This is a genomic window from Paraburkholderia sediminicola, assembly GCF_046026895.1.
GTDB lineage: Bacteria > Pseudomonadota > Gammaproteobacteria > Burkholderiales > Burkholderiaceae > Paraburkholderia > Paraburkholderia sediminicola_C.
On record NZ_JAQQEU010000132.1, the window covers coordinates 1 to 10,469 of the forward strand.

Consider the following 10,469-nt stretch of genomic DNA (forward strand, 5'->3'; position numbering starts at 1 on the left):
CACCGATTGGTGTCCTTTTTTTGCGTCTGGCAGGCCCGGGTGATCGTGAAGGGCTCCGCTCCCGCGCGGTCCGACGGTCGGCGGGTCACGCCGTGCCTTCACCCATGGCCGGCGCCGCCCCCTTCAAAGCCGCAGCCGCCACGCCAGGCCGGTCAGTGCCGCCCAAACAGCTTCGCCAACCGCTCAACCGCTTCTTCCAGCTTCGGATAAGCGGTCGCGTACGACAGCCGGATGTACTCCTTCGGCGCATGCGTGCCGAAGTCCATGCCCGGCACCAGTACCACGCCCGCATCGTGCAGCATCGACCTGGTGAGCGCCGCACTGTCGCCGGCCGCCGGATGCGCGACGGTGCGGCAATCGGCATAGACATAGAACGCGCCGTCGGGCATCACCGGCACTGTGAAGCCCAGCGATTCCAGCGCCGGCGCGATGAAGTCGCGGCGGCGCTTGAATTCGAGACGCCGCGCTTCGTAAACGGCGATGGTCGCCGGCTCGAAACAGGCGAGCGCCGCATGCTGGGCAAGCGCCGACGCGCAGATGAACAGGTTCTGCGCGAGCTTTTCAAAAGCGCCGACCATGCCGGGCGGCACCACGAGCCAACCCAGCCGCCAGCCCGTCATGTTGAAGTACTTCGAGAAGCTGTTGACGGTGACCACGTCTTCGCCGAACGAGAGCGCCGACACGGGCTTCGCATCGTAGCTCAAGCCCTGATAGATCTCGTCGACGATGGTGAAGCCGCCGCGCGCCCGCACGGCCTTGACGATGCGTTCGAGTTCCGCCGGCTCGATCGACGTGCCGGTCGGGTTCGACGGCGACGCGAGCAGCACGCCGCGGGTCCGCTCGTTCCACAGGCGCTCGACGTCGGCGACGGTCAGCTGGAAGCGTTCGGCCGGGCCGCTCGGCACCATCACCGGCTTGCCTTCGGCGGCGATCACGAAATGACGGTTGCACGGGTAGCACGGATCGGGCATCAGCACTTCGTCGTCGCGATCGACGAGTGCCGCGCAGGCCAGCAGCAACGCGGCGGATGCACCGGCGGTGACGACGATTCGCGCCGGATCGACGTTCACGCCGTAGACTTCGGCGTAATGCGCCGAAATCGCTTCGCGCAGCGCGTGCAGGCCGAGCGCGTTGGTGTACTGCGTGACGCCACGGCGCAGTGCGCTAGCCGCCGCCTCGATGACCGGCTCGGGCGCGGTGAAATCGGGTTCGCCGATTCCCATGTGAATGATGTCGCGTCCGTCGCGCTCGAGGAGTGCGGCCTCCTTGGCCAGTTCCATCACGTAGAAAGGCTGGATGGCGTCGACGCGCGCAGCAAGCCGCACCAAGGGTTCGGTCACGGAGTTCATACGATCAAATCCAATTCAGAAGCAAAAGCGGGACGGCGTGTGCGCGAACCGTCATGCGCGCGGGGCGTCCTTGCGGGCGGCTCGACTGGCCGCATTGGGCGCGGCGCATGACGCGATCCTGCCGGGGTCATGCGCGCGACGCTCAACGCCTCCTGGCCGCCTGCGTTTCTTCGACGCGCAGTTGCGCCGACAGCTTGTCCAGCACGCCATTCACGTACTTGTAGCCGTCCGCGCCGCCGAACGTCTTGGCGAGTTCAACCGCTTCGTTGATGATCACGCGATACGGAATGTCGACGTGATTCTTCAGTTCGAACGCGGCGACCAGCAGCACGGCGCGTTCGACCGGCGAGAGCTGCTCGAGCGGGCGGTCGAGACACGGCGCGATGGCTGCGGACAGCGCTTCCGAATCGCGGATCACGCCGTGCAGGATCGCGTCCAGATGCTCGTGGTCCGCCTTGTCGAAACCTTGCGCGCCGCGCAGTTGCGCGTCGATCTCACCGGCGGGCGAACCCGACAGCAGCCACTGGTAAAGCCCCTGCGTGGCCAGTTCGCGGGAGCGTCGGCGGGCGCTCTTCATGCCTCTTCCTCTTCTTCGTCTTCTTCTTCGTCGTCGCCGCCGAGCTGTTCGAGTGCGACAGCGAGGTTCGCCATTTCGACGGCCACGCGTGCGGCATCACGACCCTTTTCGGTCATGCGGGCGACGGCCTGTTCGTCGTTTTCGGTGGTCAGCACGGCGTTCGCAACCGGAATGCCGAAGTCGAGGCCGATACGCGTGATGCCCGCGCCGCTTTCGTTCGAGACCAGTTCGAAGTGGTACGTTTCGCCGCGGATCACCGCGCCGAGCGCGATCAGCGCGTCGAATTGCGCGCTTTCCGCGAGCTTTTGCAGTGCCAGCGGAATTTCCAGCGCGCCCGGCACGGTGACGAGCAGCACGTCTTCGCCGGTCACGCCGAGGCGTTCGAGTTCTTCGATGCAGGAGTCCGCGAGACCGTTGCAGACGGGTTCGTTAAAGCGCGCCTGGACGATGCCGATGCGCAGTCCGTCGCCGTCCAGATTCGGTTGGTATTGTCCGATTTCCATGTGAATTCCGTAGTGTTTTGAGTGGGCGCTAAGCGCGTGAATGGTCGGATCAGCCTTGCGGAGCCTGCGCGATGCTGCCCGGCATCGGTACGAAGCCCGTGACTTCGAGACCGTAACCCGACATGCTGCCCAGCTTGCGCGGGTTCGACAGCACCTGCATCTTGCCGACACCGAGCTCGCGCAGAATCTGCGCGCCGATGCCATACGTCTTGAAGTCGACCGGCCGGCGTTTGAGCGCCTGCGCCTTTTCCTTCGAGTCGAACGCCTTGAAAACGTCGATCAGATGATCTTTCGAGTCGCCGCAATTGAGCAGCACGATCACGCCGAGATCGCGTTTGGCGATTTCTTTGATCGCCGCATCCAGCGTCCACGAGTGGGTGGATTCGCCGACTTCGAGCAGATCCAGCACCGACAGCGGTTCGTGCACGCGCACCAGTGTGTCCCGCTCGGGCGTCGGTGTGCCGCGCACGAGAGCGATGTGCGGCTGGCCGCTCGGCTGGTCGAGATACATGACCGCGCGAAACGCGCCGTGCGCCGTCTGCATGGTGCGCTCGCAAATGCGTTCGACGATCGACTCGGTGCGGCTGCGATAGTGGATCAGATCCGCGATCGTGCCGATTTTCAGGCCGTGTTCCTGCGCGAACTCCATCAGGTCCGGCAGACGCGCCATCGTGCCGTCGTCCTTGATGACTTCGCAGATCACCGCGGCCGGCGTGAGCCCTGCCAGCGCCGTGAAGTCGCAACCCGCCTCGGTATGGCCGGCGCGCACCAGCACGCCGCCGGGCTGGGCCATGATCGGGAAGATATGGCCCGGCTGCACGATATGGTCGGCCTTGGCGTCCGGGGCGACCGCCGCGGCGATCGTGCGGGCGCGGTCGGCTGCCGAAATGCCGGTGGTCACGCCTTCGGCCGCTTCAATGCTGACGGTGAAGGCGGTGCCGTACTGCGTGCCGTTGCGGTAAGTCATCAGCGGCAGGTTCAGCAGCTTGCACCGTTCCTGCGTCAGCGTCAGGCAGATCAGGCCACGGCCGTAGCGGGCCATGAAGTTGATCGCTTCCGGTGTGACGAACTCGGCGGCGATCACGAGGTCGCCCTCGTTTTCGCGATCTTCTTCGTCGACGAGGATCACCATCCGGCCGGCTTTGAGTTCGGCGATGATCTCTGGGGTGGAGGCGAGCGTCATGTTGGCGAGATTTTCGGGAAAGCGCGTATTTTACGCCACCCGCGAGTGCAAGTCGCCTCTGCCGGATGGCATAGGCGGTTTGGCCGACTGGCGACGAGCCGTGCGCCGTTGCTATGCTCGTCGAAACGATGGCCGCATGAACCGGCTGACAGCGGCAGGGCGCCGCCGCCAGCCCCATGCTTGGCCCGGCTTGGGGCTTCGCGCCAGCCCGTTATTTCGGCGCGTTCAGCATGCGCTCGACGTAGCGCGCGATCAGATCGATTTCCAGATTCACCTGCGTGCCTTCACGCAAACGCTTGAGCGCGGTCATTTCGACCGTGTGCGGAATCAGGTTGATCGAAAACTCGCAGCCTTCGTCGCGATCTTTAACCGAGTTGACCGTCAGGCTCACGCCGTTGACCGTGATGGAGCCTTTGTACGCCAGATAGCGGCCGATCTCGCGCGGCGCCAGCACGCGCAGTTCGTGAGATTCGCCGACCGGCGCGAAATGCGTGACCGTGCCGAGGCCGTCCACGTGGCCGGAGACGATATGGCCGCCGAGCCGGTCGTGCGCGCGCAGCGCCTTCTCGAGGTTGACTTCGCCAGTCTCGCCGAGGCCCGCCGTGCAGTTCAGGCTTTCGCGCGACACGTCGACTTCGAACGAATGAGCGGTTTTCGCGACCACCGTCATGCAGGCGCCCTGGATCGTGATGCTGTCGCCGAGCTGCACGTCGCCGAGATCGAGACCGCCGGCCTCGACGTTCAGGCGCAAGCCCGCGTCGCCGTCGGTGCCCAGCGGACTGACTGATTCGATGCGGCCCACTGCCGCGACGATTCCTGTGAACATCGTGCTAATCCCTAGTCATTTCGAAACGGACGGAGGCGCGGGCGGGTTGCCGGCTTCGGATGCGGCCTGTGGCGCGAAGCGCGCGAGAATCCGCAGGTCGTCGCCGATCCGGTCGACCGCGTGGAAATTCAGTTTGACACGGCCCTCGAGCGTTTCGGGCGCGCCCAGATTGAACATGCTCATCGAATCCATGCCGAGCAGGCTCGGCGCGAGATAGACGAGCAATTCGTCGACGCAGCCTTCGCGCAGCAGCGAACCGTTTAGCTTATAGCCCGCTTCGACGTGCAGTTCGTTCACGTTGCGCTCGCCGAGCACGCTGAGTACGCCAGGAAGATCGACCTTGCCGGCCGCGTTCGGCAACTGGACGATCTCCGCGCCGCGCTCGCGCAGCGCGTTGGCGCGATCGGTGTGCCGCGCATCGAGATTGCCGCAGAAGATCAGCGTGGGCGCGCCGGCCAGGATCTGCGCGTGCGGCGGCACGTCGAGCTGGCTGTCGATCAACACGCGTTGCGGCTGGCGCGGCGTGTCGACGGCGCGCACCGTCATGCGCGGATTGTCTTCCCTGACGGTGCCGATGCCGGTCAGGATCGCCGAAGCGCGGGCGCGCCACGCGTGCCCGTCGGCACGCGCCGCTGCGCCCGTAATCCATTGGCTCACGCCCGACGGCAGGCCGGTGCGGCCGTCCAGTGAAGCCGCCACCTTCATGCGCACCCAGGGGCGGCCGCGCGTCATGCGCGACACGAAGCCGATGTTCAGCTCATGCGCTTCGTTGGCGAGCAGTCCGCAGCGTACTTCGATGCCGGCGTCGCGCAGCATCGCGAGACCTCGTCCGGACACCTGCGGATTGGGATCTTCCATCGCGGCGACCACACGCGCCACCTGCGCCTCGATGAGCGCATTTGCGCACGGCGGCGTGCGGCCGAAGTGGCTGCACGGTTCGAGTGTCACGTAGGCGGTGGCGCCGCGCAGATCATGACCGCGCGAGCGCGCGTCCTTCAACGCGCGGATCTCCGCATGATCCTGGCCGGCCGGTTGCGTGAAGCCTTCACCGATCACTTCGCCGTTCTTGACGAGCACGCAGCCCACCCGCGGATTCGGGTCGGTGGTGTACATGCCGCGCCTCGCTAATGCAAGTGCGCGTTCCATATGGACGAAGTCGGTTTGCGAAAACATCGGGGTCGGGTGCGGTGGTTGGGTCGTGCTGCGTTTCGGTTCAGGTGCTTGCTATGCGGTGCCGGCCTCAGGCCACGAGCGACGCGAAGGCGCCTCGCGCCGCATCGATCGTGGCGTCGATGATCGCGTCGTCGTGAGCGATCGAAACGAAGCCCGCCTCATATGCCGACGGCGCAAAGTACACGCCCGCGTCGAGCATCTTGTGAAAGAACGCGTTGAAGCGCGGCACGTCGCTCTTCGTGACTTCGGCGAAGCTGGACGGGATCGACTCGGTGAAGTAGAGGCCGAACATGCCGCCGAGCGAGTCGGCCGAAAACGGCACTTTCGCTGCGCGTGCGACCTCGGCGAGACCTCGCGCAAGACGCGCTGTGCGCGCGGCGAGCGTGTCGTAAAAGCCCGGCGCCTGGATCAGCTGCAGCGTCTTCAGGCCGGCTGCGACCGCGATCGGATTGCCCGACAGCGTGCCCGCCTGGTAGACGCCGCCGAGCGGCGCGAGGTGAGCCATGATGTCACGCCGGCCGCCGAAGGCCGCCGCCGGCATCCCGCCGCCGATCACCTTGCCCAGGCAGGTGAGGTCAGGCGTGATGCCGTATACCTGTTGCGCGCCACCGAGCGCGACGCGGAAGCCGCACATCACTTCGTCGAAGATCAGGACCGCGCCGTATTCGCTGCATAGGCGCCGCAATGCTTGCAGGAATTCCGGCGTGGCGCGCACGAGGTTCATGTTGCCCGCGACCGGCTCGACGATCACGGAAGCGATCTCGTTGCCGAATGCCTTGAACGCTTCTTCGAGTGCAACCACGTTGTTGTATTCGAGGACGGTGGTGTGCCTGGCGATATCCACCGGCACGCCCGCCGAAGTCGGATTGCCGAAGGTCAGCAGACCCGAGCCGGCCTTGACGAGCAGGCTGTCTGCGTGACCGTGGTAGCAGCCTTCGAACTTGACGATGCGGCTGCGGTTCGTGAAGCCGCGCGCGAGACGCAGCGCGCTCATGGTGGCTTCCGTGCCGCTCGACACCATGCGGACCTGTTCGATCGACGGCACCAGCTTGCAGATTTCTTCGGCGATTTCCACTTCCGACTCGGTCGGCGCGCCGAAAGAGAAGCCGTTGGCGAGCACGCGCTGGACCGCTTCGAGAACTTCCGGATGAACGTGGCCGAGAATCATCGGGCCCCACGAGCCGATGTAGTCGGTGTAGCGCTGGCCGTCCGCGTCCCAGAAGTAGGGGCCTTGCGCGCGTTCGATGAAGCGCGGCGTGCCGCCGACGGAGCGAAAGGCGCGAACCGGCGAGTTCACGCCGCCGGGAATGGTGCGTTGCGCGCGTTCGAAGAGGGTTTCGTTTCTGGACATGGCGATGACGGGAATTGGGGTTGCGCAGCGGCGCAGGCCGCTCGTGGGCGATTCGCGCGATGCTGGGATAGGTGGAGAAATTGTACCGGAGTCAGCATGAACAGGTCTTGCGGCTGCTCTGGCGAGGTGCGCGTATGGTCAACCCTGTTGTGCGCGTTTCGTCGCTATCTTCTTCGTTGCTGGTCGGGGCGCGGGTTGGGTGGCCTCTGGTTGAGCGGTCAGTTTGCTTGCCGTCTTCGGCTTCGTGGCTGACTGATTCATCATTGCAGCGCTTTTTGCCGCCGCCGCGGCATGCGCGGTGACTTTGCTGGACCGTGTGGGACCCGCGGGCGGTTCGAGCTTCGGCGGCTTGCGTTTGCCGGTGAGTTCGGCCCAGCGTTTTTCCAGTGCGCCTTCGGCGATTGGCTTGATCACCGTGCCCGAGCTTTGCGCGTCCCACGTCTGCACGGAAAACGGGTGGGCGCGCAGCATCTCGCGTGGGATCACCGGCGCTTCGTGCGCGTCGACCAGCCAGTCGTACACGAAGTCGATGCACAAACGGTAGCCCCGCTTCGTCGCCGGGTCGGGCACCTCGTAGGGCGCGCGGGTCACGTAGCCGGAGCCGAAAATGCCTTTGGGCTGCTGGGCGACGCGATGCAGAAACACCCGATCACCCGGCAGGATGCCGCGCGCAAATCCGCAGCCCCACACGTCGCTGACAACGACGCCCGCGGCGACGCGTTTCGCGATGTCGGGCAACTCGGGCCACGGCCATTTCTTGGGGCTCCAGATCAGCAGGAAGGCGGTCATCGCGTGTTCGGAACAGGATGTTGGGGAAGGGAGTGCGACCACATCGCGCGCTCCCAAGCGTTCAGGCGGCAGCTTAACCGATCGGCTACCCAGTTGCCGCGGGCCGCCGCCGCAACCCCCGGGTGCAGCAGGGCAGCTGGACCCAACAGACACAGCGGCCTCCTCGTGAGCATGATCCCTCGCGTACAATCGAGGTCGTCAAGTTGGTGCTTTCACCGTTCCACCGGTTCCGCTGCCGATCACGGCGCGGCGCTCCATCCGGATTCCCATGTCTCACGTCACCAGAAGCCGGCCCGATGGCCGGCTGATTCTGTTGCTCGGTGCGCTTGCCGCATGCGGGCCGATTTCCATCGATATGTATTTGCCGAGCCTGCCGACCATCGCGCAGGCCTTCGCGATCAACACCGGCGCCGCGCAAGCGACGCTCACCAGTTTCATGTTCGGCTTTTCGATCGGCATGTTGCTCTACGGTCCGCTGTCGGACACGTATGGACGGCGGCCGGTGCTGCTCGGCGGCATCGTCATGTATGCGCTGGCGAGCGTGGCGTGCGCGTTGTCGTTCTCTATCGGCTCGCTGGTGGCATTTCGCTTCGTGCAGGCGCTGGGTGCCGGCGCGGCGTCGGTGCTGGCGCGGGCGATCGCGCGCGACGCGCACGGCCCGACCGATGCAGCCCGTGTGTTGTCGATGCTAGCGATCGTCACGTCGATCGGCCCGTTGCTCGCGCCGCTGATCGGCGGCCAGTTGCTGCTGCTGGGCGGCTGGCGCGTGGTGTTCATCGTGCTGACGCTGTTCGGCGCGGTGTGCGCGGTAACCGCGTTCCTCAAGGTGCCGGAAACGTGGCCCCGCGAAAAGCGCGCGCATTCGGCATTGCTGAAATCGTTCGGCGCTTACGGCAAGCTGCTGCGCGATCCGGTCGCGTGGGGGCACATGCTGTGCGGCGGCATGGCGTTCGCGTCGATGTTCGCGTACATCACGGCGACGCCTTTCGTCTACATCGAATACTTCCATGTGTCGGCACAGCATTACGGGTTCCTGTTCGCATTGAACATCGTCGGGATCATGCTGGGCAACTTCCTGAATACGCGCCTCGTGGGCCGGCTCGGCTCGCTGCCGATCATTTCCTTTGCGGCAACCGTGAGCTTTGGTGCTTCGCTGTTCGTGTCTCTCGTGTCGCTGACGGGCTGGGGCGGATTGTGGTCGATCGTGTTCGGCCTGTTCTTCGTGGTCGGAGTTGTGGGGTTGTTGGCCGCCAATTGCACGACTGATCTGATGCACCGTTATCCGCTTAACGCGGGTGCCGCGGCCGCTGTGTTCGGCGCGGTGCAGCTCGCGCTCGGCGCGTTGTCGAGTCTGGCCGTCGGCCTGTGGCAGGACGGCTCACCCAGGGGCATGGGCATCGTGGTGGGCGTCGCGGGAACGCTGTGCTACGTCGGGCGGATGCTGGTCGTCAGGTGGCATGGGACGAAGGCGCCGGTCGCGGCGGTGTGATGCTTGCCTCGCGGTTGGGTGAACGTTGCGTGAACGTAGCGTGAAGGTTGTGCGGCGGTGATGTGTGGCTGTCCACGCACGGCCTGACGCGCGGAGGATGCCGGCGCCGCCGATGCTGCTGATATTGCCTGCAGACCTCACGCCGACGCCCGGTGCGCCGCGTCTACGGAAAACACCAGGTGTTGCGTGCGCGCGACCGTGCGTAGCAAATTGCGTTGCTATGATGGCGTCACTGTTCCTCGGAGCGGCAATCATGGCGATCAGATACTTGATGAATGGCGAACGGCAACAAGCCGCTTTCGCCGAAGCGCAGAAGCTGGCTGACAGCGGCGCCTATCACGACTACACGGACATCGAATACGTCTTGCGCTTTGATTTTGGTTTGACCGATGTATCGGCTTTGCTCGACAGCCAGCCGATGCATCGCGACCTGAATCGCCGTTGCGCCGATGCGCGCGAGAAGCTAGAGGCGCTTAGCGTGTGACGCGTCGTCGGACGGGGTGCTTATTGAAGCATGTGAGATGCGCGAGGTGCAGTGAACGCTGCGCGATGTGATGTATCGCGTCTTGCTGCATGCAACATGCACGTTCATTGGCTGCGATCACATCTGCGTGACTGCGCATTGTTTCGGGAATGCGACTGAAGACGCTCGCCACGCGAGTGTGCGGCGCGCGTCATCGTGAGAGCAACCACGCGCGTCGTGGGCGTCGTTATTTTTTGGAGTCGTATTCATGGCTGGTAGCCAGCACGATCCACGTTTGCCACATACGGACAACCCAGCCGCGCTCGCAAAGCCGGGCGGCCACTACAGCCATGTCGCGATCGCGAATGGCTTCGCCTTCGTTGCGGGGCAATTGCCGATCGACGCGCAAGGCAACAAGCTGGCCGATGCGTCGTTCGAGGCGCAGGCCGAACAGGTGCTGGCCAATGTGAAAGCCGCGCTGGAGAGCGCCGGCAGCAGCATCGCGCGACTGGTGCAGGTGCGCGTCTATATCGTCGAGATTGAAAACTGGATGAGCTTCAACCAGATTTACGCGCGCTGGGCGGGTGAAGCGCGACCGGCGCGTGCTGTCGTGCCGGTGCCGCAATTGCACTATGGCTTCAAGATGGAAGTCGAGGCGACTGCGCTGGTGTAGGTCGCGGCCCACGCGGCGTGACGACTTTCGCCGGCTCGCTCGAACACCTCATGCGAACACAGCGGGCACAAATGGAAAACGGGCCTGCCGGCC

Annotated in this window: 11 protein-coding genes; 3 read left to right on the top strand and 8 right to left on the bottom strand. The window is 65.0% G+C overall.

The annotated features are described in order from the left end of the window. Positions 1-152: 152 nt before the first annotated feature. From PQR02_RS38390 to PQR02_RS38425, 8 genes are all read right to left on the bottom strand, one after another. Complete coding sequence (locus tag PQR02_RS38390) at positions 153-1,349, bottom strand: pyridoxal phosphate-dependent aminotransferase (protein ID WP_408243051.1); 1,197 nt, start codon at positions 1,347-1,349, stop codon at positions 153-155. Between the two features lie 142 nt (positions 1,350-1,491). After that, entirely contained in the window at positions 1,492-1,926 is a 435-nt protein-coding gene (nusB, locus tag PQR02_RS38395) for a transcription antitermination factor NusB (RefSeq protein ID WP_408243052.1), read from the bottom strand. Continuing rightward, positions 1,923-2,429 carry a 6,7-dimethyl-8-ribityllumazine synthase gene (gene ribH, locus PQR02_RS38400; protein WP_006050161.1) on the bottom strand — a complete coding sequence of 169 codons (507 nt, stop codon included), beginning with the start codon at positions 2,427-2,429 and terminating at the stop codon, positions 1,923-1,925. The genes nusB and ribH overlap by 4 nt, the downstream gene beginning before the upstream one ends. A gap of 49 nt (positions 2,430-2,478) precedes the next feature. Beyond that, positions 2,479-3,612, bottom strand: a complete 1,134-nt coding sequence (ribBA, locus tag PQR02_RS38405) for a bifunctional 3,4-dihydroxy-2-butanone-4-phosphate synthase/GTP cyclohydrolase II (RefSeq protein WP_408243053.1) — start codon at positions 3,610-3,612, stop codon at positions 2,479-2,481. Between the two features lie 211 nt (positions 3,613-3,823). After that, positions 3,824-4,438: a riboflavin synthase gene (locus tag PQR02_RS38410; RefSeq protein WP_408243054.1), complete on the bottom strand. Its 615-nt coding sequence runs from the start codon at positions 4,436-4,438 to the stop codon at positions 3,824-3,826. A gap of 15 nt (positions 4,439-4,453) precedes the next feature. Next, entirely contained in the window at positions 4,454-5,611 is a 1,158-nt protein-coding gene (ribD, locus tag PQR02_RS38415; RefSeq protein ID WP_408243055.1) for a bifunctional diaminohydroxyphosphoribosylaminopyrimidine deaminase/5-amino-6-(5-phosphoribosylamino)uracil reductase RibD, read from the bottom strand. A 67-nt stretch (positions 5,612-5,678) separates the two neighbouring features. Further along, complete coding sequence (hemL, locus tag PQR02_RS38420; protein ID WP_408243056.1) at positions 5,679-6,962, bottom strand: glutamate-1-semialdehyde 2,1-aminomutase; 1,284 nt, start codon at positions 6,960-6,962, stop codon at positions 5,679-5,681. Positions 6,963-7,100: 138 nt separating this feature from the next. Next, entirely contained in the window at positions 7,101-7,751 is a 651-nt protein-coding gene (locus tag PQR02_RS38425) for a hypothetical protein (protein ID WP_408243057.1), read from the bottom strand. A 268-nt stretch (positions 7,752-8,019) separates the two neighbouring features. On the opposite strand from PQR02_RS38425, the gene PQR02_RS38430 reads away from it, so the two are divergent. The 3 genes from PQR02_RS38430 (at position 8,020) to PQR02_RS38440 (ending at position 10,376) form a co-directional block, all read left to right on the top strand. Continuing rightward, positions 8,020-9,240, top strand: a complete 1,221-nt coding sequence (locus PQR02_RS38430; RefSeq protein WP_408243058.1) for a Bcr/CflA family multidrug efflux MFS transporter — start codon at positions 8,020-8,022, stop codon at positions 9,238-9,240. A gap of 253 nt (positions 9,241-9,493) precedes the next feature. Beyond that, positions 9,494-9,724, top strand: coding sequence for a hypothetical protein (locus PQR02_RS38435; RefSeq protein WP_408243060.1), 231 nt, complete (start codon positions 9,494-9,496; stop codon positions 9,722-9,724). 247 nt (positions 9,725-9,971) lie between these two features. Then, positions 9,972-10,376, top strand: a complete 405-nt coding sequence (locus PQR02_RS38440) for a RidA family protein (protein ID WP_408243059.1) — start codon at positions 9,972-9,974, stop codon at positions 10,374-10,376. Positions 10,377-10,469 lie beyond the last annotated feature (93 nt).

What these genes read in the sequence shown, in the direction of transcription:
- PQR02_RS38390 (WP_408243051.1), bottom strand. Translation starts at nt 1,349, where the DNA reads ATGAACTCCGTGACCGAACCCTTGGTGCGGCTTGCTGCGCGCGTCGAC.
- nusB (WP_408243052.1), bottom strand. Translation starts at nt 1,926, where the DNA reads ATGAAGAGCGCCCGCCGACGCTCCCGCGAACTGGCCACGCAGGGGCTT.
- ribH (WP_006050161.1), bottom strand. Translation starts at nt 2,429, where the DNA reads ATGGAAATCGGACAATACCAACCGAATCTGGACGGCGACGGACTGCGC.
- ribBA (WP_408243053.1), bottom strand. Translation starts at nt 3,612, where the DNA reads ATGACGCTCGCCTCCACCCCAGAGATCATCGCCGAACTCAAAGCCGGC.
- PQR02_RS38410 (WP_408243054.1), bottom strand. Translation starts at nt 4,438, where the DNA reads ATGTTCACAGGAATCGTCGCGGCAGTGGGCCGCATCGAATCAGTCAGT.
- ribD (WP_408243055.1), bottom strand. Translation starts at nt 5,611, where the DNA reads ATGTTTTCGCAAACCGACTTCGTCCATATGGAACGCGCACTTGCATTA.
- hemL (WP_408243056.1), bottom strand. Translation starts at nt 6,962, where the DNA reads ATGTCCAGAAACGAAACCCTCTTCGAACGCGCGCAACGCACCATTCCC.
- PQR02_RS38425 (WP_408243057.1), bottom strand. Translation starts at nt 7,751, where the DNA reads ATGACCGCCTTCCTGCTGATCTGGAGCCCCAAGAAATGGCCGTGGCCC.
- PQR02_RS38430 (WP_408243058.1), top strand. Translation starts at nt 8,020, where the DNA reads ATGTCTCACGTCACCAGAAGCCGGCCCGATGGCCGGCTGATTCTGTTG.
- PQR02_RS38435 (WP_408243060.1), top strand. Translation starts at nt 9,494, where the DNA reads ATGGCGATCAGATACTTGATGAATGGCGAACGGCAACAAGCCGCTTTC.
- PQR02_RS38440 (WP_408243059.1), top strand. Translation starts at nt 9,972, where the DNA reads ATGGCTGGTAGCCAGCACGATCCACGTTTGCCACATACGGACAACCCA.